Source organism: Streptosporangium sp. NBC_01810, from assembly GCF_035917355.1.
GTDB lineage: Bacteria > Actinomycetota > Actinomycetes > Streptosporangiales > Streptosporangiaceae > Streptosporangium.
In genome coordinates this window covers 331,451-353,016 of record NZ_CP109070.1, presented here as the reverse complement: position 1 = coordinate 353,016, position 21,566 = coordinate 331,451, and the positions used below count along the sequence as shown (strand labels likewise).

Below are 21,566 nucleotides of genomic sequence, written 5' to 3'. Positions count from 1 at the left end.
CTACCACCGCACCCCCCTGGGCGACTCCCTGATCGGCCGCTCACCGGCCCTCGACGCTTCCTCATGAGGCCTCTCCCGTACGGGTCTGACACGAAAATAGAGTGAACCGTCCAGCCGCACTGGGCGGTGGCGCCTCAGCCTGATTCCCTCTCGCCGGTCGCGGCGTCGGCGTCCGCCGGCCAGGTCGCCACCACATCGATCGCCCATTCCGCCCAGGAGATCATCGCTTCCAGGCGCCGGATGCCGGCTTCGAGGCCGAGCAGGGACGCCCGGTCGGCGGGCCGGCTGAGATCGAGTCCCTTCCTCAGGACCCGCATGCCCCGCAGTCGCGCCCGGTGGTATTCCATCTCCTCCCGGAGGAAAGCCCGGGCCTCCTCCGGCTTGATGAGCCATAGCGCGAATGGTCGAAGCGGCGAGAGGGCGCGCAGCCGAACGGCGTGACCCACCGTGCGGCCCGGCGGCTACGGGCCGACTCCTACGTGGGGATCGTCTTCGGCCCGTCGTGAACACCGGGACGGCTCCGGCGAACAGCTCAGACGCGCTGGACCGCCCCGTCGGAAAGTGCCACGACGGTGACGCCGAAGTCATGAATGGTCGCCGCCAGCTCCTCGGGTGAGAGGCCCGGGGCCACGACGACCAGGGAGCCGCGCATCAACGCCAGCCCGATCAGGGTGGTCAGGGCCAGGCTGCACCTCAGTGGCCAGGTCACCAGGAGGACGTCGGACTTCTCCAGCTCGGCGCCCCTGTCGAGCAGGCCCATCCGCGTGATCAGATCCTGGTGGGTGAGCACCCCTCCGTCCTCGATCAGCAGGGCGGGCTGCACCGCCGGGTCGAGGAAGGGCAGCGGGACGGGCTCCAGGAGCAGCAGGTCGGCGAAGTCGACGGTGTCGCGGGCCGGGCCGAACGCGATCACCTGCCGGACCCGTGAGTCCTCCACGGCCCGCAACGAGGCGTCCGCCAGGCGCGGGGTGGTGATGAGCAGCCGCGCCTCCCACTCGGCCAGCAGGTCGGCCATCTCCTCACACCCCGAGGTGATCGGCGCCGCCACCCCTCCGGCCGCGATGACCGTGTGCACCGCCAGCGTCTGGGCCACCGCGCTGTCCACGTGGATCCCGGCCACCTGACGCCGCCGTGCCCCCCGCCGCACCAGGCCCGAGGCTCCTCGGGTCACCTCCGCGGCCAACCGGCGGTAGCCGTACACCGTTCCCGCGCCGAGGTCGATCAGTGCCGGCCGATCACCTCGCCCGTGCGCGTAGCCGAACACCGCCTCGGTGAGTGTGCAGCTGGTGGACGGCGAGGTGGGTCTCATTCCGATGAGGGTAGGGCGGCCTGTCCACAGGGGCATCGACAGATGTATGTAGATGACTGTGTATTCGGCCCCGTGACGCCCCGTGACGCCCCGAGCCGCACTCCCCTGGAAAAGCAGCGCCCCCGAGAGCAGCGCCCCAGAGAGCAGCGCCCCAGAGAGCAGCGCCCCCGGAAAACAGTTCCCCAAAAAACAGCGCCTCCGAAGCGGTGTCCCGGAAACGATGTCCCGGAAACGATGTCCCGGAAACGGAAGGCGGGCCCGAGCCCTGCGCGACTCGAGCCCGCTGCCGCGTGCGGCCCTTGGCTCCGGCCCCCACCCCTCCGAGGGGACCTCACCGTCTACCGGGACACGCGACGTCCGCAACGTGCTCGACCGAGACGTCCGGGATGGTGTGGACCTGCCGTCCCGGACCGGAACTGTGACCGGCACGGTGCGGAAGGCTGGACGTCATCGGTCGAACACCAGGAAAACGTACGGCGAGCGGCGGCCCCGGAACATACTCCGGACTAGGTATCCCGAGATGTATCTTCACGCCCGCACATGTGTAGCCCGAGGTATGTAGTGGCCCGAGCCGAGCGTGCGGGCCGGTGCGGTGGCCGGGCGGTGGCGGCCGGGAAGCGATGGCCGGGAATCCGCACCGGATTCCCGGGCGGTCCCAGCCCGGGGGTGTCTTCCGAGGTGGCGCGCCGCCGTGCCCGGCGAGCGTGAACGAACACCGCGCTAAGGACGGTTCTGCTCGACGACCCAGGTGGCGACCTGCGTACGGGAGGAGAAGCCGAGCTTGGCCAGGATGTTGGCGACGTGCCTGGCCGCGGTGGCGGGGCTGATCACCAGCTCGTCGGCGATGGCCCTGTTGCTCATTCCCCTGGCGATCAGTTCGGCGATCTCCGCCTCTCTGCAGGTGAGCGTGGTCAGCGGGGCGGCGACCGGAGGCTTGCCGAGCAGGACGGGCGTCTCGTACGGCTCGTCGAGCTGGAGCGCGTAGCGGACCGCCCGCTCCTGGGACATCTCCTGGCCGTGCGCCCACAGCTGGGCGACCAGCACGTCACCGAGGCGCACCCGGGCGGGCTGGAGCAGCTCCTCCATCCGTGCCCCGAACCCGGGCGGCAGCACGGCTCCGCTCATCGCGCTCCTGATCGCGGCGGAGGCGCCGGCCAGGCGCACCGCCCTGCGGTCGTCCTCCTCGGCGAGCGCGAGCTGGGCGAGTGTCTCGATCCGGCGGGCCACGCCGAGCCGCTGCCCGGTCCCGATGCAGAGCCGCAGGCTCTCGATCAGCCTGGTCCGCGCGGTGACGAGGTCTCCCTGGGCCAGGGCGATCCGGCCAAGACCTGACAGGCAGGTGATGGACTGCCAGTGGGCGGTGATGTCCTGGAGCATGTCGAGGGCGCGCTCGTAGTGGGCGCGGGCCTCCGCCAGGTCGCCGCGGAGCCAGGCGACCTGGGCCAGGCCGATGAGGGCCACCGGCGCGGCCCAGTGGTTGTCGAGCTCGTGGGCGATGGCCAGCGCGGCCTCGAAGGAGCGCTGCGATTCCTTCGCCCTGCCCTCCGACAGCGCGAAGGTGCCCTCCATGGAGCGGATGACCGTTTCGTGCCACGGGTCGTCGACGGTGTGCACGGCCTCCAGTGCCTCGTCCAGCAGGGACCTGGCCCTCTCCGGGCGGCGTTGGTAGATCGCCACCCAGGCGAGGATGGCCAGCGCGCCGCTGAGCGGCCCGGGCAGGCCCGTCTCGCGGCACAGCTCGACCGCCGCGGTGCAGGCGATCTGCGCGGTGTCCGGGTCGCCCTGCCCGAAGGCCACCTGCCCGCGCAGCGCGAGGGCGTCGCCGCGCACGTACGGCGCCAGCTCCTCGGGCGCGGTGTCGAGCAGGCGGTCGAGCCACTTGTCGGTCGGGGTGAACCTCCCCCCGGCGATGATCGGCCAGCGGAGCAGCACCAGAAGGCGGAGCGCGCTCTCCGGGTCGCTCGCGGCCTCGACGGACCAGCGCACCGCCGCCCAGACGTTGGCCTGCAGCTCGTCCAGCATGACCAGCATCGGGCAGATCTCGGTCCAGGTGGGCCGGGGCCGCCGGACTATCGTCTGGTGGATCCGGGCGGCGAGCTCGATCATGTGGTCGCGGTGCAGCCGCCGGAACTCGGGTTCCTCGCCGGAGGCTTCGAGCTGCTCCGCGGCGTACTCGCGGATCGTCTCCAGCATGCGGTATCGCGTCTCGCCCGCGACCTCGGCGTCGGCCAGGACCAGCGACTTGTCGACCAGGTCGCAGAGCACCCCCAGGACGTCCTCGGCCCGCAGAGCGCTGCCCGCGCAGACCTGCTCGGCCATGTCGAGCGTCCACCCGCCGGTGAAGACCGCCAACCGCCGCAGCAGGATCCGCTCGGGCTCGTTGAGCAGCTGGTAGCTCCAGTCGACCGTCGCCCGGAGCGTCTGCTGCCTGGCCGGGGCCGTTCTGTCGCCCACCGACAGCAGCCGGAACCGGTCCTGGATCCTGGCGTTGATCTGCTCCACGGTCAGCACCCTGCACAGGGCGGCGGCGAGCTCGATGGCGAGCGGCATCCCGTCGAGCGCCGCGCAGAGCCCGGCGATGTCCGCCGCGTTCTGCTCGGTCATGGCGAAGCCCCGCGAGGCGGCGGTGGCACGGTCGACGAAGAGCCGCACCGCCTCGCTGGCGCCGACGTCACGGCCTTCGCCCCTGGGCAGGCTGAGCGGCGGCACCCGCCACACGGTCTCCCCTGCCACCCGCAGGGGCTCGCGGCTGGTCGTGAGCACCCGCACGTCCGGGCAGACGGTGAGCACGGCGCGGCAGAACCTGGCGGACTCCTCGATGAGCGACTCGCAGTTGTCCATGACCAGCAGCAGCCGCCGTTCGCCGAGCGCGTCGATCAGGGTGTCGGCCAGCGCGCGGGACGGCTCGGCCTTGACCCCGAGCACGGCGGCCACCCGGGGCTCGATCAGGTCGCCCGGCACCGCGTCGGCCAGCTCGACCAGCCAGGAACCACCGGGGAACTCCCCCGCCAGCTGGGTCGCGACCCGGACCGCCAGCCTGCTCTTGCCGATGCCGCCCGCCCCGCAGAGCGTCACCACCCGGGCGACGCTCAGCAGGTCTGCGAGTTCTTCCACGTCGGCTTCACGCCCCACGAAGCCGTTGGGTTCGAGAGGCAGGTTGCCTCCGGTGAGGGAAGCGTGTGCGGTGTCCTGGGTCATCGGCTCTTAAAGAGGTCGCGGGTAGAACCGTCACAGAAAGTGTGACATCAATTACCGAACCATGCCCAGTCTTAGACCATTTCCGGCCTACAGATCATCCCGTCCCGGCACGTTCCGCCTCACCCGCCACTCGGCCGTGACCGCTCACCCCGCCTCGGGACGGCGATCCATCGAGAATCATGACGCTCCGCATTTGATGTGATTCCGAAAGTGACCGACGGTCCGGCCGGGGACGGTGGCGGTTCGAATACGAGGCGACGTCGACCGTAACCGGCCATTCGATGGCCATCGCCGGTGCGGCGGCTCACACTGCTCGCATGGCAGACTCCCCCACCGATCCGGCCCCCGAGCTTGGCGAGCTCAGCCTCTCCGAGTGGTACGCGCACACCGACAAGATGGCGAAGGTCGGTTTCCTAACCATCGCCCGCAGGCTGCCCGCACTGGTGTCGCAGGCCGTCAGGCTGGCCTGGCTGGCCAGCCCTCGTGACACCTCCGTCGCGATCACCCTGAGCCTGTTCGGCGGGGTGTTCACCGCGTTCGGGCTGCTCGCCACGACCGGGGTGCTGTCGGCGCTGTTCGAGGCGGGCCCGACCCCCGAGCGAGTGCGGGCCGCCTTACCGAGCCTGATCCTGGTGGGCGTGGCCGCGGCCCTGCGTACCCTCGCTCAGGCGGGCGCGGGCTGGGCTCAGTCGCGGTTGGAGCCCCAGGTCGGCCGGATCGCCGAGGAGCGCCTGTACGGGCTGACCAGCCAGGTCGGCCTGGCGGCCTTCGACGACCCCGACTTCCACGACACGCTCCAGCGGGCCAGGGCGCGCGGGGTGTCCATGGCGGACGAGGTGGTGGCCACGGCCATCAACGCGCTGACCGCGATCATCGGCATCGTCGCCGCCGCGGGCGTGCTGGGGGTGCTCCACCCGGTCCTGCTGCCGCTGCTGGTGCTGGCGGTGCTGCCCGACGCCTGGGCCGCGGTCCGCTCCGCGCGCATGCGCTACACCACCATGTACGCGTTGATCCCCGCCCGCCGCCGAAAGTGGATCATCGCGGAACTGCTCGCGGAGCGCGAACCCGCCGCCGAGGTGCGCTCGTTCACCATGCGCGGCTTCCTGATGCGGATGTACGACGCGGTGGCCACCGCCGAGCAGACGGTCATGCTCGGCCTGGCTCGGCGGCAGGTGCTCGCGAAGGTCGTCGGCGAGGCACTGGGCGGGGTCGGCACCGCCGTGGTCTACGTGGCCCTGGGCGTGCTGCTCGCGATGGGCGCGGTCCCGCTGGCGGTGGCGGGCACCGCCGTGCTGGCCATCCGCTCGGGCCAGACCTATCTGGCCAACCTGATGTACGCCACGAACCGCCTCTACGAGGAGGGGCTGTACTTCACCGACTTCCTCGACTTCTGCGCGGAGGCGGAGCGCAGACTACCCTCCGGGCGCCCGGCGCGGGCGCCGGAGAGCTTCGAGCGGATCACCGCCGAGGACGTCGTCTTCACCTACCCGGGCTCCGCCGTCCCCGCGCTCCGGGGGCTCACGATGCGCATCGACAGGGGCGAGGTGGTCGCCCTCGTCGGGGAGAACGGCTCGGGCAAGACCACGCTGGCCAAGCTCCTGTCCGGGCTGTACGAGCCGGACGGCGGCCGGGTCAGCTGGGACGACACCGATCTGGCCGGTGTCGATCCCGACGAGTTGCGACACCGCATCGCGGTCATCGCCCAGGACCACACCCGCTGGCCGCTGACCGCCCGCTACAACATCAGCATGGGCACCGACAAGGGCGAGCCCGCGCTCGTCGCGGCGGCCGAGGTCGCGGGCGCCGACCAGGTGGTGGCCGAGCTGCCGCACGGTTACAGCACCCTGCTCGACCGGCGCTTCAAGGACGGCCAGGAGCTGTCCGGCGGCCAGTGGCAGCGGATCGCGGTGGCCCGCGGCTTCCATCGGGACGCTCCGCTGCTGATCTGCGACGAGCCCACCGCGGCCCTGGACGCCCGTGCCGAGCACGCCCTGTTCGAACGCATCCGGCAGCACGCCGACGGGCGCACCGTCCTGCTGATCACCCACCGGCTGGCCAGCGTCCGCTACGCCGACCGGATCTACGTCCTGGACCACGGCAAGGTCGTCGAGCACGGCACCCACGAAGAGCTCATGGACCTCGACGGGCTGTACGCCGACCTCTACGGCCTCCAGGCCAGGGCCTACTCGGCCTGACCGCCCAGGACCGCCTCCATGACGGCTCTGGCGATGGGCGCCGCCACCTGCCCGCCTGACCCGCCGCCCTCGACCAGGACCCCCACGGCGACCCGGGGGGAGACGGCCGGGGCGAAGCCGGTGAAGAGCGCGTGGTCCTTGCCCTTGGCGGAGTTCTCCGCGGTGCCGGTCTTGCCGGCGACCTTCACCCCCCGGATGGCCGCGGCGGCGCCGGTCCCCCCCTTCCCGGTGGCGGCGACCATCATCAGGGTGAGCCGTTCGGCCTCCTCGGCGCCGAACACGCGGCGGTACGCCGACGACTCGACCTCGTCGATCACCGTGCCGTCGGCGAGACGTACGTCCTCCACGAGGTGGGGGCGCATCAGCGAACCGTCGTTGGCCACGGCCGCCGCGATCATCGCGATCATGAGCGGAGTGGCCCGGACGTCGAACTGGCCAAGCGCCGACATCGCGGTCTGCGCGTCGTCCAACACGGGAGGGTAGACGCTCCTGGCCACCGGCATCGGTATCTCCAGGTCGTCGGTGTCGAACCCGAACGCCTCGGCCTGCTCGCGCAACACGTCCTGGCCGAGGTCGACCCCGATCTTCGCGAAGGGGGTGTTGCACGAGAGCTTGAACGCCTGGAGCAGCGGCGGGTTGCCGTTGCCGCAGCTACGGCCGCCGAAATTGCGCAGGTAGGTGCCGGTGCCGGGGAGGCGCAGGAATACCGGGGCGCTGACCCGGGTGCCGGGGCCGTACCGCCCGGAGCGGAGCGCCGCCGCACCGGTGACGACCTTGAAGGTGGATCCCGGCGGATAGTTCCGCTGGATCGCCCGGTTCAGCAGCGGGTCCGCGGGATCACCCTGCAACCGCTTGTAGACCCGGTCGAGCTTGGCCGTGTCGAAGCTCGCGTACAGGTTCGGATCGTACGAGGGCAGCGAGACCATGGCCAGGATCGCGCCGGTGCGGGGATTGAGCGCGACGACGGCACCGGGCTTTCCGGTGGCGCGCAGCCCGTCGTAGGCGGCCCGCTGGGCACCGCGATCGACGGTGAGCCGGAGCGTGGCGCCGCCACGGGTGCCGCCGACCAGCCCGCGCACCTTCACCCGGGGGTCGCTTCCCGAGAGCAGAGCCTCCTCGGCCTGCTCGATGCCCCCGCTGCCGTGGAGCGAGAAGTGCCCGGTGATCGCCGCGTAGAGCGGGCCTCCAGGGTAGGAGCGCCGATACCGGTACGTGGCGCTTTTAGCCTTGCGGCTGGTCGCGATGACCGTGCCGTCGTGGAGCAGGATCCGACCCCTGGGGCTGTGAAAGCGAGCGATCATCGTCCGCTGGTTGCGCGGGTCCTCGTTGAGCCGCTCGGAGTCCAGGCCCTGAAGGTAGGTCACGTTGGCGAGGAGAGCGAACAGCATCCCCCCGCACATCAGGGCGACGTGCCGCAGCGGGATGTTGATCCGGCGTGCGCGCGGTGCGACCATGGCCCCTCCCCGATACCGGTTTAACAGCCGGACCGAAAAGGGTGCCTCGACCAGCGGCAAAGCCGCCGTACGGGTTCCGATCGACCAATAAGCCGTAGGATTTACCGCCGTACGGCTTCCAGTGGCCCCGCACCGAACGTCGGCCGGGAGGCTCCCGTCAGGGAGCGGGCGTCTCGACCCGGAGAGAGTCGGTCAGGTTCGGAGAGGCAGTGGCCGACCACCACCGGTTGGCAGTGGCCGACCACCACCGGTCAGGTTCGGAGAGGCAGTGGCCGGCCGACCACCGAGTGGTAGTACGCGATCTTGTTCCGGATCGCCACCTGCCTCTCACGCAGGTTGTCGACCTGCCCCTGTACCCGCCGGTCGTGGGCTTCGAGCAGCGCGATCCGCTCGCGGACCGTGTGGTCGCCCGCCCTGGTCATCTCGGCGAAACGGAGCATCTCCGCGATCGGCATGCCGGTGTCGCGCAGGCAGCGGATCATGCCGAGCCAGCCGACGTCCTTCTCGGTGAACCTGCGCTGTCCGGCCGCGTTGCGGTCGATCGACTCAAGCAGCCCGATCCGCTCGTAGTAGCGGAGCGTGTCGAGGCTGAAGCCGGTCTCCTCTACCACCTGTCCCGGTGTGTACACACTCACTCGGGCAGCATGCCACCTGGAGCCCACTCCAGGTCAAGTGAAGGACCATCGGGATCCGGCCCCCGGGATCATTCCTGCGGCAGGTGCGCCGACAGGTAGCGGCGGACCAGGTGCTTACACTCGGCGATCAGCTCGGGGTCCCCGTCCGGCAGGGAGCGGAAGGCGAGCTTGAGCACCGCGTCGGCCGCCTCGACCGCGACGAAGAGCGCCCGGTCCAGCTCCGGGCCTATCGGGGCGCCGAGCAGCTCCACGGTGATCGCACGGAGCCGGTCGGCCACGATGACGTTGTTCTCCAGCACGGCGTCGAGCATCCGGTCGGTCCCCTTGACCACCGGCCCGCCGGGCGCGGCGAGCACCTCTCCGAAGTCGACGACGGCGAACCCCGGCGTGGCCCGTTTCATCGCGACGAACTCGTCGATCGCGAGGTCGACCATCTCGGTCCAGTTGGAGAGCCGTACCTCCGCGAGCCTGGCCGTGACCCTGCCGAGGAACGCCTCCAGGTTGCGCAGCGCCAGCGCGCGCACCAGCCCCTGCTTGTCGGGGAAGAACTGGTAGAAGGTGCCGATCGGCACCTCCGCGCGGCGCGCGACCTCCTTGGTGGTCAGTGCCTCGTAGCCGACCTCGTCCAGCAGTCGCGCGCACTCGTCCAGCATGCGCTCAACCCGTTCCAGGCTGCGGCGCTGGGCAGGGCGGCGGCGAAGCGTTCCCCCGGAGACGTTCGTCATCTCCCCATCATCCCCCACAAGCAGGCGCGACGGTTAACATGAGCCAGACTCATGCACTTGGAGGCCGGAATGTTCCTGTGGGGTACGGCGACCGCGTCCTACCAGATCGAGGGCGCCATCGCCGAGGACGGGCGCGGCGTCTCGATCTGGGACACCTTCACCCACGAGCCCGGCCGCGTCCGCGGCGGCGACACCGGCGACGTGGCCTGCGACCACTATCACCGCTGGGGCGAGGACATCGAGCTGCTGTCCGGTCTCGGGGTGAACTCCTACCGCTTCTCCATCGCCTGGCCGCGCGTCCAGCCAGACGGCAGGGGCGCGATCAACCAGGCGGGCCTGGACTTCTACGACCGGCTGACCGACGCGCTCCACGAGAGGGACATCGTCCCGGCGGCCACGCTGTTCCACTGGGACCTGCCCCAGCCCCTGGAGGACGAGGGCGGCTGGCTGAACCGCGACACCGCCTACCGCTTCGCCGAGTACGCCGCGGCGGTGGCCGACCGGCTCGCCGACCGGATCCCGATGTGGATCACTCTGAACGAGCCCTTCGTCCACCTGGTCTTCGGCTACGCGCTGGGCACCCACGCCCCCGGCAGGACCCTGGCCCTGGACGCGCTCCCCGCCGCCCACCACCAGCTGCTCGGGCACGGCCTGGCCGCGGGGGAGCTGCGGGCGCTCGGTGCGGAGAAGGTCCTGATCACCAACAACTGCACCCCGGTCTGGCCCGCCTCCGCGGACCCCGCCGACCTGGCCGCCGCCGACGCCTACGACATCCTGCACAACCGCCTGTTCAACGACCCGTTGCTGCTGGGCACCTACCCCGACCTGTCGGCGTACGGGGTGAGCCTGGACTGTGTCCGCGACGGTGACCTGGACCTGATCGGCGCGCCCCTCGACGGCATCGGTATCAATTACTACAACCCCACCCGGATCGCCGCGCCCACCGGCGAGGGCCTCCCCTTCTCCGACGCGGGTGTCACCGGCTACCCCACCACCGCCTTCGGCTGGCCCGTCGCCCCCGACGGTCTGCGCGAGCTGCTGGTCGGCCTCCGGGCCCGGTACGGCGACGCCCTCCCGCCGGTCTACGTCACCGAGAACGGCTGCTCCCAGCCCGACGAGCCTGGCCCTGACGGGACGGTCGACGACCAGGCCAGGATCGACTTCCTCGACGGCCACATCGGGGCCGTCGAGCGGGCGCGGGCGGAGGGGGTGGACGTGCGCGGCTACTACGTCTGGTCCCTGCTGGACAACTTCGAGTGGGCCGAGGGCTACAGCCAGCGCTTCGGACTCGTCCACGTCGACTTCCCCACGGGCAGGCGCACCCCGAAGGCCTCCTACGAGTGGCTACGCCGGCGGATCTCACAGGGCTAGGACATCCGACACCCGCCCGTGCCGTGGCCGCGGACCTCACCGCCACGGCGCGGGCGAGCGGACGCACTCAGCGGTTGAAGGTGTCCGGGTCGGGCCCGGCGCGGGTGCCGGCGTCCGGCTTGGCGATCTCGGCGATGTCCTCGTCCGTGAGGGCGAAGTCGAAGACGTCGAGGTTCTCCCTGATCCGCGACGGCGTCACCGACTTGGGGATGACGACGTTGCCCAGGTCGAGGTGCCAGCGCAGGACGATCTGGGCCGGGGTCTTGCCGTACTTCCCGGCGATGGCGACGATCATATGGTCGGCTACGTGATCCGTCCTCGCGGCAGCCGGGCTCTGGCCCGCTAGGGACGCGTCACCTCTTCTCCGTTCCGCACGCGTCCCCAATGCGCGCCCAGGGCCTTTCCGAGACCTTTTTCACCTCGGACCCGAAAGGGCGACGGCTGTGGCGCACTCCTTCGCGCACGGAAACCATTCACACACCCAGAGAAAGGTAAGGAACAGCGGCGGTCGCGGTGACCGCGACCTGGCCAGACGTACCCTCTCGCAGAACTTCCTCGTCGATCCGCACGCCGTCGGGCAGATGGCCGCCGCGGCCGGATCGCACGGGCTGCTCCTGGAGCCTGGCGCGGGCGAGGGTGCGCTCACCCTCGCCCTCGCCGAAAGCTGCGCAAGGGTCGTGGCCTACGAGATCGACCCGCGACACGCGGGCAAAACGGAGGCGGGAGTGGACCGCGACACTGTGGTGGCGTTCGTCCACCCCGACCGGTGGCTGACGCTCTTCGAGCTGCTCCGCTGACACACCCGCACACCGCCCGGACCCGGGCGGTGTGCGGTCTCCCTCCCGGTCAGGCCGAGTCGGCCTCGCGCGGAGCGTACCTGCCGGGCGTGCATCCGTACTCCTTCGCGAAGGCCGCGATGAAGGCCGAGGGGGTCGCGTATCCGACACGGCGGGCGACCTCGGCCACCGGCTGGGTCTCCAGCAGCACCCGCGAGGCGCGCAGGCGCAGCTTGGTGCGCCACTGCGAGTAGGACATGCCGAACTCGCGCACGAAGTCCCGCTGCAGCGTCTTGACGCTGACGTGCAGCCGTTCGGCCCACTCGTCGAGGCGGACGGGATCGCCGGGGTCGTGCGACAGCGTGCGGGCGACGGTCATCGCGAAACCGGTGCCGGTGGCGTGGTGGCCGACGAACTCACGGGTCGACGCACCGAGTCCGGCCATGATGCGCTCGCGGGCGACGAGCGCCTCCCGCTCGTCGTACCCCGGTCGGGCGATCGCCTGAACGAGCCGCGCCGCCTCGTCGTCGATGGACACCGCGCCGGCCCGCAGCCCGCCGAGCGCCTCGGGCACCTGGCGCAGGCAGACCCGGTACACGGTCTGCCGGCCCGCCGCCCGCACCTCGTGGCTCACCGCGCGGTGGGCCCAGAACGCCTCCCGCGCGCCCACGAACTGTGCGTCGGCACCGTGCCGGGTCGAGAGCACGCCGTCGGGCGACCAGTAGAGCTGGTGCAGGAAGTCCTGCCTGCTCTGGCCGAATTCGAGCACGGCCGCCGAACGGTACTTGAGCACGAGGACGCCGGTGAGCGTGCCCAGGCCGTAGCCGTACTCCTCGCACCAGAGCGGATCGGTCCCGAAGTGGCCGGCACCGGTCGCAGAGTGACTTCCCATCGACATTGGATGGCCTCCCGCCGACAACGGCGAGATCACCATCCCCGCCGACCCCAAGCGCGTCGTCGCGACCGGGTACGCGGTGCCTGCACTCATCGAGGCCGACGCCCCTCTGGTCGGCATCTCCGGCTGGAGACGCGGCCTGGCGATGATGACCGAGGAGGACCTCGCGACGTACAACGGCCTCGAAAAGGTCGCCGGAGAGACGGCAGCCGAGACCAACTACGAGGCCGTCGCCAAGGCCAAGCCCGACCTGATCGTCATCGGCGTCCCGAAGCCGGCCCTCGCCGATCTCGACATGAAGCGGCTGGAGTCCATCGCCCCGGTCGTCGTCATCGGCCCGACCGTCCCCTCCGCGTGGCGCGAGCTGTCGCGACGCCAGTCCGACGCCGCGGGTCGCCTCGGCGACTTCGAGACCGCCAAGGCGGCGTACGAGAAGAGGACCGCCGAGCTCACCGAGAAGTACCGGAGCGCTCTCGACGGTGTGAAGTTCGGCCACGTCGGCGCCTACGGCGACATCGCCAAGGGAACGTTCCACCGCGAGTTCGCCGGGTCGTGGGGCACCAACATCGCCTCCGACATCGGCGTGACCTACTACGGCGAGGTCAAGGAGAAGGGCGGCGGCGCGCTCGACGTCAGCGAGTACCCCTCGATCGAGGAACTGCCGGAGAGCCTCGCCGAGGCCGACGCCGTCACGTACACGCTGGAGAGTGACGGCTCGGTGAGCGAGCCGGTGCGGTACGTCCTCGACTCCAAGCTGTGGAAGAACCTGCCCGCGGTCAAGGCCGGCAAGGTCTTCCCGCTGCGCTACACCGAGGCGGCGACATACGGCTCGGCCGTCAAGACGCTGGACTCCATCGACGAGGCGCTCGCGCCGCTGCTCGGCCGATGAGCGCCGACCGCCTCGACCCGAGGGGGCGCGTCGCCGCCCACCACCGGACCGGGACCGGCACCGCGCGTATCGGCTACCCGATCGGGGTCCGCACCGTCTCGGTGCTCGCGCGTGAGTACGTGACCCCGCGCCTGCTCCGGCTGACCGTCGGCGGCCCCGGGCTCGAAGGATTCCACACCTACCAGGCGGACGACCACATCAAGATCGTCTTCCCCGATCCGGACGGCACCCACCGCGCCCCGGTCGCCAACGACCACCTGGAGCTCGACTGGCCGAAGCCGATGCCCACCACGCGCAAGTACACGGTGCGGCGGTACGACGCCGAGGCCGCCGAGCTCGACCTGGACTTCGTGCTCCACGAGGGCGGGATCGCGTCGGCGTGGGCGGTCGCCGCCGAGGTGGGCGACGAGCTCACGATCGCCGGTCCGCCGGGGGCCAAGGCGTTCCCGCACAACTACGGCCACTACGTCTTCGCGGTCGACGCCACCGCGCTGCCCGCGGTCGCGCGCTGGCTGGAGGAGTCCCCGGCGGACGTCTCGGCCCAGGTCGTGATCGAGACCGACGACGCCGCCGAGCACGCCTACCCGCTCGCGGCGCGCGAAGGGGTGCAGGTCGTCCGGCTGGTCCGCGAGGGCACCCGCTCCTCGCTCGCGGAGACGGTGCGCTCCCTGCCCCTGCCCGAGGAGCGGACCTTCCTGTTCGCGGCCGGGGAGGCGTGCGACATCAAGCCGCTGCGCTCATGGGGCGCGGGACGGCTCGACTCGCTGTTCACCGGATACTGGAAGCGCGGAGTTGCCGGGCTTGAGGACTGATCTACCGGCGCGGGCCGCGATCCTCCTCGCGGCCCTCGCACTGCTCGTTGTGGTGGCGGTGGCCGGCGTGAGTGTCGGAACGCGCGCGATCGCACCGGCCGAGATCTGGCGTGCCTTCGCCGACTACGCCGGCAGTGACGATCATCTGATCATCCGCGATGTCCGGGTGCCGCGCACGATCCTCGGCATCCTCGTCGGTGCCGCCCTCGGCGCCTCGGGCGCGCTGATCCAGACGCTGACCCGCAACCCGCTGGCCGAACCCGGCATCCTCGGGGTGACCGCCGGCGCCGGCTTCGCCATCAACCTGGGCGGCGCGCTCGGCCTCGCGGGGTCGCAGTCCGCGCAGCTGATGCTCGCGTTCGCCGGCTCCGTGCTCGCGGTGCTGCTGGTCTACTCCGTCGGCCGGACCTCCCCACTCCGGCTCGTCCTGGCCGGCGTCGCCCTCAGCTCGGTGCTCGCGGGCCTCTCGCTCGGCATGCGCCTGATGCTGCCCGACGTCTTCGACCGGTTCCGCTTCTGGTCCGTCGGGGCGCTGGCCGGCCGCGAGCAGATGTCGCACACCATCCCGCTGCTGGCGATCGGCATCGCCCTACTGTCCACCTGGTCGGCCGAGGACGAGCGGGCGGTGCGGGAGGCCATGGCCGCGGCCGGCGTCACGGAACTGGCCGAGCGAGGCGTCGAGGAGCTGTCCGGAGGCCAGCGCCAGCGCGTCTGGGTCGCGATGGTGCTGGCCCAGGAGACGCCCTACCTGCTGCTCGACGAGCCCACCACGTTCCTCGACATCACCCACCAGTACCAGCTGCTCAAGCTGTTCGCGCGGCTGCGCGACGAGGGGCGCACGGTCATCGCGGTACTGCACGACATCAACCAGGCCTGCCGGTTCGCCGACCACCTCGTGGCCATGAAGGCCGGCCGCGTCGTCGCGGAGGGAGCTCCCGCCGACATCGTCGACGCCGCGCTCATCGAGGAGGTCTTCGACCTGCCCTGCGTCGTCGTCCCCGACCCGGTGACCGGCACCCCCATGGTGGTGCCGACCGCCTGACCTTCACCCGCCAGGCGGCCCGAACACGGAAACCCCGCGTCACCATGCCCCTACCAGGTGGTTTCCAATAGGACACCGACGCCATCCCCCGATCGAGTCCAGGGCGCTTCACTTACACCGCTTCAACCCCCAATCGGCATCCGTTCTCAAATGATCGTCTTTGCCACATCAGGCGAGCACCCCACACGACCTTAAAAGCCTGACATTGAGATCCATAGCCAGTTCGAGATCGTCCACCGGCATCCCCAAGACCTGCTCGCAGACCCCAATCTCTTGATCGTTTTCTGTCGGCGTCCATCCCTGTCCAGGGGTGCTGTCAGCGCTTCCGTCAGCAGGATCGAGCGTGGTGCCAGGGGTTCAAGCATCGCCCCGCTTCATCGCACGCGTGCTCGGCGCTGCCGCCCGCCATGAAAGAAAGCACAGGGCCGAACGTCGAAGCGGGCAAGGTCTGCCCGTTACCATCTCAGCTAAGTTTCACTTCTCCGTCGAATGCCTAAAAAGCTCAACAACAAGGACGAATGCCCCATGAGACGATGGTCCGCCCTGGCTGTCGCCGTACTGATCGCGTCCGTGCCGACTGCCATGAGTCCCGCCGCCGCACAGGCAGGCGCCCCTGATCCGGCGCGCACACTCAAAAAGCAGTTCCGAAACGAGCATGGCGTTCGGATTTCCGAGACCAGCCGCTACTTCTTCGGTAAGAAGTCGAAGGTCTCCGGGAGCGGGACCCGGATCAGCGGTAGTCTCCAGCTCGCCCCATCGGGCCCGGTGGCTGCAGATTTCACCTGGTGGGATCTTTCCCAGCCGAGGGGCAAGGGGCTCCCGTCCAAGAAGTCGGCCCCCTACCGGGTGATCCGCGTCGGCAAAGACGTGTACGACGACGCCGACCGGTATCCCGGACCGGTCCCGGATGGCAAGAAGTGGATCCGGTTCCCGAACAACCACAGGGGAGGCATGAGCCGGGACATGGCCTGGGACGCCAGCCTGCAGCCGATCAACGTGTACGACCTGTCCATGCTGAAGGCCGTGCTGAAGCGCTCGGCGAGCAAGCCCGTCTCCGGTGGTTTCCTCTACCGGGGCACCATGAGTTACAAGGAGCTGAGCAGGGTTTCCAGGAGCGCCCTCATCAGCTGGACCTCGGGGCAGCCCATCGGCAAGAAGAGCAAGGGGAAGGTCTCCTGGCAACTCTGGGCCGACCGTGACGGTCTGCTCAAGCGCCTGACCACCACCGACACCGTGGGAGAGGGAAAAGAGCCGCTGGTCAAGCGGAGCGACACGCGCTACACCGACTGGGGATGCCGGCTCGTCGTCACCGCCCCGCCCGCCGACGAGGTCATCGACGAAGATGATCTGTTGGAGTACATCCGCATGCAGAACATCCCCATTCCGACAGACTCCAAGAACACCTAGGGCACCCTGGCGATCACGAGAACGGCCCGCCGGTCATGGAAGATCTCCAAGTTCCGTCAAGGCTGCGGCCGACCTCCTCGGGCACGCGGACCTACCCGCACCTGACGCCCTCCGGCGAGGACCGGATGAGGCGGGTCATCGAAGACGTGTGGGCGGCGGGGCAATGTGCCCTGAGAGAGGCTTACAACGAGATCACCGCAGGTCGGAAGCCCGGCAGCGCAGAACATCGAGATCTGATCCGTCATACCTGAGGCGACGTCCGCCCAAGGCTCGCGCTGCTCCTCGGGTACGTCGTCCCACGCCTCAAGCCGGATACCCCCGCGGTCGTCGTCCGCAGAGACACGGCAGCAGTTCGTAACGCTCCAAACCAGCCGCCGTCCAGGAAGTCGCCGGGATCGTAGGCGAACGTCACATCGACGACGAAGAACGTGCGGTCGTAGCGTTCAGCTCGCAGTCGCTGCAAGAGACCAGGGGCACCGCGATCCAGGATCGCCCAGCGTTCGACGGTGTTGGGGTGCAGGCCGAGCAGCTTGCCGATCACTATGGTCGGGTGGACTGTCACGGTCGTCGGCGCGTTTGCTCCTGTGAAGCCAGGTCCTGCTTCGGCATTTCCGGGCGTTCGATGCGGGTGGGGTTGCCGCGTACGAGCTCATCGTGAACGCGCCAGCGGGCGGTGGTGACGGCGCGCCCCGCGGTCTCGTCGCCGTCCTCGATGCGCTGTCGCAGCAGCCGCATGGCGATGCGGCGGTTGAGGCTGAACTGCCGCTCGGTGTCGACCACGACGACGACCCCCGAGGGCCGGCGGGTCGCCCGTACCGCCGGTTGAGCGATCCCCAACGCACGGCGTCGTCGGTTTCGGCGCTCCCACGGAACAAGGACGGAACGGAGCAGGAGGCTGTCTCATGGCGATCCCCAAGAAGGGCTCACGGCTCATCACGGTGGATGGCATCGTCTACCGCTGGTGGGTCCGTCGTAAGCCCACGTCTGCCAGGGGAACAGCTGGGGCCCGCTGACCTTTGCGGTGGAGCTGTCCGATACGCCGGGTCGCGTTCTCCTGGTGTCGCTTCCCTGCTCTCGGCCAGACGCATGGCTCGGGGAGCGGATGATGGCCATACGGCCGGTGCTCGTGATGGCGACCATACGTAGGGCCCTTGATCGCGGCTGGAATCCATGGCAGGCGGGCAACGCCTTCGACCTCAGCCTCACCGATAACGACCTGACCGACTTGATGGCTGGCCAGCCACCTGCCTACGAGGTTCCCTCTTCTAGGTGACGTCCCCTCGGTAGGATCATCCGCCTCCTTCCACGCACCCTGCCAACCGCAGACACTGCAGGTCACACGAAGTGGACGAAGCTCTGGGCACCAGAACATCACCCGCCTCGGAAGCATGCGAAATACCAGGTTGGAGCCGGTGCATGAGTTTTGGCACGGCACACCCAAACACCACAAAGGAGATATTAGATCTCAGATCTGATGAGTGATGATAGTGACATGGCCTGCCGGGCCTGCTAGATTGCATATCAGATCTTAAACACTTGGTGCTGGGCTTCGGTGCCGAACATCGGGAGCCCCGTGCTGCCGCCTGGGTGGCCCCATTCGACCGACCGCAGTCAGCGAGGGAAGGATGAAGAATGACCACTGAGGTAAGCGACGACGCGGCCTCTCGTGCGGTCGATGCCATCAACTACGAACGGCTGACGACGCTCGTTCAGGAGGTCTGCCGGATCCCGAGCATCCTCGGTGACGAGGGCCCGCTTGCGAAGTTCCTGTTCGATGTGATGAAGGACTCCGGCTTCGAGAAGACCGCGCTGCAGGACGTCCTTCCGGACCGGCCGAACACGGTCGGGGAGGTCACCTTCGGTGCGGGGCCGCGGGTGGTGATGACCGGTCACATGGACACCAAGCCGGTCTCGCAGGGCTGGACCAAGACCGAGCCGTTCTCGGGCGACATCATCGACAAGGCCATCTACGGCCACGGCATCATGGATATGAAGGCGGCGCTGGTCTGCCAGATCGTCGCCATGGAGGCGCTGCGCGACTCCGGCATCCCGCTGCGCGGCTCGGTCGCGATGGCGGCCGTCTCCGATCACATGGGTGACCAGCTCGGGTCGATCGCCTACTTCAACGAGTACCCGGCCGACCTGTGCGTGCTCGGAGAGCTGTCGGGCAACGAGATCTTCCTCGGCCACCGGGGCCGCTACTATTTCGACATCACGGTGCGCGGCAAGTCCGCCCATACCTGCCACAAGCCGCTCGCGGTCAACGCCAACACACTCGCCGCGCATGCCCTGCTCGAGTTCGACCAGTCCCGCCTCACGCCACAGCTCGAGGACTGGGTGACCGACCTGTTCGGTGCGGAGACCTACATGGCTCCCGGCCGGGTCTACGGTGGACTACCGCCGGGTGGCCCGTCGATGATCCCCGACGAGTGCGTCATCCGCGTCGACTGCCGGCCGCAGCCCGGCGTCACCGTGGAGCAGGTGCGGGAGGAGATCGACCGTTGCCTGCGCGCGGCCAAGGTCCGCGACCCGAGGTTCGAGGCCGACGTCACGTTGGCCGACGTCAAGTCCGGCTACCTCGCCCAGCCCGGTGACCGCGTCGTCCAGCTCATGCGCGACTCGGTGCGTTCGGTGCGCGGCAGCGAACCGCCGTTGCAGGCGGCCGGGTGGCTCGGCGACACCGCGAGCTTCGGCCAGAAGGTTCCGACGATCATCTTCGGCCCCGGAGGCGAACCCGTCTACTGCCCCGATGAGCACCTGTCGATCGACGACATCGTCGAGGCCACCCAGGTCTACGCCACCTTCGCGGCCCTCGCGCTCGGGGACCAGGAGACCCGATGAGCGACCCGGTGACCGTCCGCCCGCGAGTCGTCCTGGCCAAGCCGGGCCTAGACGGGCATGACCGCGGCGTCAAGGTCGTCGGGATGGCACTGCGCGACGCCGGAGCCGAGGTCGTGTACCTCGGCCTCCAGCAGTCGGCGAGCCAAATCGTGGGGGCCGCGTTGGCCGAGGATGTGGACATCATCGGGCTGTCGGTTCTCTCCGGCGTGCACATCGCCGTGGCCGAGCAACTGATCGAAGCCTGCCGCGAGGCGAACCTGGACGACATCGCCATCGTCATCGGCGGGACGATTCCGCCCGCCGATGTCGACAGGCTCAAGACCCTCGGTGTCCGTGACGTCTTCCCGGTGGGCACGCCGCTGCCGGACGTGGTGGCCAGGATTTTCGACATTGCGCAACGAGGGCGGAGTGCGTCATGAACGATGACCCCAACGAGGTCACCACCGATTCAGGGATTCCCCTGGAGCCGATCTACTTCGCGGACATGGTCGAGGACGGGCTGGAAGACAGGCTCGGCCTACCGGGGAAGCCTCCGTTCACGCGGGGGCCCTACCCGACGATGTATCGCGAGCGGCTGTGGACCATGCGCCAGTACGCCGGGTACGGCTCGGCGGAAGACACCAACGCCCGCTACCGCTACCTGCTCTCGCAAGGACAGACGGCTCTGTCGGTGGCGTTCGACCTGCCTACGCAACTCGGATACGACTCGACCGCGCCGGACGTGGCCTCGGAGGTCGGCCGGGTGGGCGTGGCCATCGACACGGTCGAGGACATGGAGGCCGTGTTCGACGGCCTGCCGATCGGCGAACTGTCGGTGAACTTCACGATCAACGCGACCGCCCCGATCATCCTGGCGTTCTACCTGGTCGCGGCCGAGCGGCAGGGCGTGAACCTGCGTGATGTCGCCGGAACGCTGCAGAACGACATCCTCAAGGAGTTCCTGGCCCGCAAGACGTTCATCTTCCCGCCGGAAGCGTCGATCAGGTTCGTCGCCGACGTGGTGGAGTACGCCTCGGCGGAGCTGCCGCGGTTCAACGGCATCTCGATCACCGGGTACCACGCCAGGGAAGCGGGATGCAACGCGATCCAGGAGGTCGGGCTGACCATGGCCTCGGCGATCGCCTACACTGAGGCGTTCCTCGCCCGGGGACTCGACTTCGACTTCTTCGCGCCGAGGTTGTCCTTTCACTTCTCCAGCCAGCTCGACCTGTTCGAGGAGGCGGCGAAGGTCCGCGCGGCGCGTCGCATGTGGCACAGGCTGGCCACTGAGCGGTTCGGCGCGAAGCAGGAGAACTCGGCGCGGCTGCGGTTCTTCTCCGGATGTTCCGGAGCGACCCTGACCGCGCAGCAGCCGCTGAACAATGTGGTCCGGTCCACTCTGCAGTGCCTCGCGGCAGTGCTCGGCGGGGCACAGTCGATCCACGTCATGGGGTACGACGAGGCGCTGGAGATCCCGACCGAGGAATCGGTACGGCTGGCGCTGCGTACCCAGCAGATCATCGCGCACGAGTCCGGGGTCGCGAGGGTGATCGACCCGCTCGCCGGTTCGTACTTCGTGGAGAGCCTCACTGACGAAATCGAGAAGCGCGCGTGGGCGCTGGTCGACGAGGTGGACGCCGGCGGAGGGCTGGTCGAGTTGCTCGCCCAGGGCATCCCGCAACGATGGGTGGCCGAGTCCGCGTACGCCTACGAGCGGCAGATCGTCAGCGGTGAACGCATCAAGGTCGGGGTGAACAAGTACACCGACGACTCCGACATCGCCCCACCCCTGTTCGAGATCGACGAGACCGCGGGTGACCGTCAGCGGCGCAAGTTGCGGGACCGGCTCGCGGCCCGTGACGAGGCGGCGGTGCGGAACTCGCTGGAGGACCTCGACGAGGCACTCGGCAACGGCGCCAACACCATGCCGTACATCATGCAGTGCGGTCGGGCCGGCGCGACTCTCGGGGAGATCGCGGACACCATGCGGGCGAGGTTCGGCGTCTACCGCGAGCCGCAGCTATGGTGAGGCGGCAAA

The 21,566-nt window shown here is 69.5% G+C and carries 20 protein-coding genes; 10 read left to right on the top strand and 10 right to left on the bottom strand.

What is annotated here, in order from left to right:
- Positions 1-134: 134 nt before the first annotated feature.
- The 3 genes from OIE13_RS01600 to OIE13_RS01590 all read right to left on the bottom strand — a co-directional run bounded on the left by OIE13_RS01600 (position 135) and on the right by OIE13_RS01590 (position 4,507).
- Positions 135-446, bottom strand: coding sequence for a hypothetical protein (locus OIE13_RS01600; RefSeq protein WP_326643859.1), 312 nt, complete (start codon positions 444-446; stop codon positions 135-137).
- Positions 447-532: 86 nt separating this feature from the next.
- Entirely contained in the window at positions 533-1,309 is a 777-nt protein-coding gene (locus OIE13_RS01595) for an AMP-binding protein (RefSeq protein ID WP_326643861.1), read from the bottom strand.
- Between the two features lie 720 nt (positions 1,310-2,029).
- Positions 2,030-4,507, bottom strand: a complete 2,478-nt coding sequence (locus OIE13_RS01590; RefSeq protein WP_326643863.1) for an ATP-binding protein — start codon at positions 4,505-4,507, stop codon at positions 2,030-2,032.
- A 317-nt stretch (positions 4,508-4,824) separates the two neighbouring features.
- Here OIE13_RS01590 and OIE13_RS01585 point away from each other — a divergent pair, with 317 nt between their 5' ends.
- On the top strand, positions 4,825-6,702 hold the full coding sequence (locus OIE13_RS01585) for an ABC transporter ATP-binding protein (RefSeq protein ID WP_326643865.1): 1,878 nt from the start codon (positions 4,825-4,827) through the stop codon (positions 6,700-6,702).
- Here OIE13_RS01585 and OIE13_RS01580 read toward each other — a convergent pair.
- From OIE13_RS01580 to OIE13_RS01570, 3 genes are all read right to left on the bottom strand, one after another.
- On the bottom strand, positions 6,690-8,156 hold the full coding sequence (locus OIE13_RS01580) for a peptidoglycan D,D-transpeptidase FtsI family protein (protein WP_326643866.1): 1,467 nt from the start codon (positions 8,154-8,156) through the stop codon (positions 6,690-6,692). The genes OIE13_RS01585 and OIE13_RS01580 overlap by 13 nt on opposite strands.
- A 251-nt stretch (positions 8,157-8,407) precedes the next feature.
- A complete protein-coding gene (locus tag OIE13_RS01575) occupies positions 8,408-8,791 on the bottom strand; it encodes a MerR family transcriptional regulator (protein ID WP_326643868.1) in 384 nt (127 codons plus the stop codon).
- A 68-nt stretch (positions 8,792-8,859) separates the two neighbouring features.
- Positions 8,860-9,516 carry a TetR/AcrR family transcriptional regulator gene (locus OIE13_RS01570; RefSeq protein ID WP_326643870.1) on the bottom strand — a complete coding sequence of 219 codons (657 nt, stop codon included), beginning with the start codon at positions 9,514-9,516 and terminating at the stop codon, positions 8,860-8,862.
- 69 nt (positions 9,517-9,585) lie between these two features.
- On the opposite strand from OIE13_RS01570, the gene OIE13_RS01565 reads away from it, so the two are divergent.
- On the top strand, positions 9,586-10,887 hold the full coding sequence (locus tag OIE13_RS01565) for a GH1 family beta-glucosidase (RefSeq protein WP_326830257.1): 1,302 nt from the start codon (positions 9,586-9,588) through the stop codon (positions 10,885-10,887).
- 67 nt (positions 10,888-10,954) lie between these two features.
- Here the strand turns inward: OIE13_RS01565 and OIE13_RS01560 are convergent, their stop codons facing one another.
- Positions 10,955-11,182 (bottom strand): aldo/keto reductase, encoded by a 228-nt coding sequence (locus OIE13_RS01560; RefSeq protein ID WP_442811652.1) that lies wholly within the window; start codon positions 11,180-11,182, stop codon positions 10,955-10,957.
- Positions 11,183-11,330: 148 nt separating this feature from the next.
- On the opposite strand from OIE13_RS01560, the gene OIE13_RS01555 reads away from it, so the two are divergent.
- Positions 11,331-11,684: an rRNA adenine N-6-methyltransferase family protein gene (locus OIE13_RS01555; RefSeq protein ID WP_326643872.1), complete on the top strand. Its 354-nt coding sequence runs from the start codon at positions 11,331-11,333 to the stop codon at positions 11,682-11,684.
- Positions 11,685-11,733: 49 nt separating this feature from the next.
- Here OIE13_RS01555 and OIE13_RS01550 read toward each other — a convergent pair whose 3' ends face one another.
- Positions 11,734-12,555 carry a helix-turn-helix transcriptional regulator gene (locus OIE13_RS01550; protein ID WP_326643873.1) on the bottom strand — a complete coding sequence of 274 codons (822 nt, stop codon included), beginning with the start codon at positions 12,553-12,555 and terminating at the stop codon, positions 11,734-11,736.
- An 82-nt stretch (positions 12,556-12,637) separates the two neighbouring features.
- Between OIE13_RS01550 and OIE13_RS01545 the strand changes: the two genes are divergently transcribed.
- The 4 genes from OIE13_RS01545 to OIE13_RS01530 all read left to right on the top strand — a co-directional run bounded on the left by OIE13_RS01545 (position 12,638) and on the right by OIE13_RS01530 (position 16,708).
- On the top strand, positions 12,638-13,447 hold the full coding sequence (locus OIE13_RS01545; RefSeq protein WP_326643874.1) for an ABC transporter substrate-binding protein: 810 nt from the start codon (positions 12,638-12,640) through the stop codon (positions 13,445-13,447).
- Positions 13,444-14,259, top strand: coding sequence for a siderophore-interacting protein (locus OIE13_RS01540; RefSeq protein WP_326643876.1), 816 nt, complete (start codon positions 13,444-13,446; stop codon positions 14,257-14,259). The genes OIE13_RS01545 and OIE13_RS01540 overlap by 4 nt, the downstream gene beginning before the upstream one ends.
- Complete coding sequence (locus tag OIE13_RS01535) at positions 14,240-15,301, top strand: iron chelate uptake ABC transporter family permease subunit (protein ID WP_442811654.1); 1,062 nt, start codon at positions 14,240-14,242, stop codon at positions 15,299-15,301. The genes OIE13_RS01540 and OIE13_RS01535 overlap by 20 nt, the downstream gene beginning before the upstream one ends.
- 525 nt (positions 15,302-15,826) lie before the next feature.
- Positions 15,827-16,708 (top strand): hypothetical protein, encoded by an 882-nt coding sequence (locus OIE13_RS01530; protein ID WP_326643880.1) that lies wholly within the window; start codon positions 15,827-15,829, stop codon positions 16,706-16,708.
- 241 nt (positions 16,709-16,949) lie between these two features.
- Here the strand turns inward: OIE13_RS01530 and OIE13_RS01525 are convergent, their stop codons facing one another.
- A complete protein-coding gene (locus OIE13_RS01525; protein WP_326643882.1) occupies positions 16,950-17,249 on the bottom strand; it encodes a hypothetical protein in 300 nt (99 codons plus the stop codon).
- Positions 17,250-17,266: 17 nt separating this feature from the next.
- On the bottom strand, positions 17,267-17,545 hold the full coding sequence (locus tag OIE13_RS01520; protein WP_326829437.1) for a peptide chain release factor family protein: 279 nt from the start codon (positions 17,543-17,545) through the stop codon (positions 17,267-17,269).
- Between the two features lie 795 nt (positions 17,546-18,340).
- On the opposite strand from OIE13_RS01520, the gene OIE13_RS01515 reads away from it, so the two are divergent.
- From OIE13_RS01515 to OIE13_RS01505, 3 genes are read left to right on the top strand one after another with little or no spacing between them, the layout of a single operon-like run.
- Positions 18,341-19,549, top strand: a complete 1,209-nt coding sequence (locus tag OIE13_RS01515; RefSeq protein WP_326643886.1) for a M20 family metallopeptidase — start codon at positions 18,341-18,343, stop codon at positions 19,547-19,549.
- Positions 19,546-19,968 carry a cobalamin B12-binding domain-containing protein gene (locus tag OIE13_RS01510; protein ID WP_326643888.1) on the top strand — a complete coding sequence of 141 codons (423 nt, stop codon included), beginning with the start codon at positions 19,546-19,548 and terminating at the stop codon, positions 19,966-19,968. Before OIE13_RS01515 ends, OIE13_RS01510 begins: the two co-directional genes overlap by 4 nt.
- The gene (locus OIE13_RS01505) at positions 19,965-21,557 is read left to right on the top strand and encodes an acyl-CoA mutase large subunit family protein (RefSeq protein WP_326643890.1); all 1,593 of its coding nucleotides are present in this window, start codon (positions 19,965-19,967) and stop codon (positions 21,555-21,557) included. Before OIE13_RS01510 ends, OIE13_RS01505 begins: the two co-directional genes overlap by 4 nt.
- The last annotated feature ends 9 nt before the right edge of the window (positions 21,558-21,566 follow it).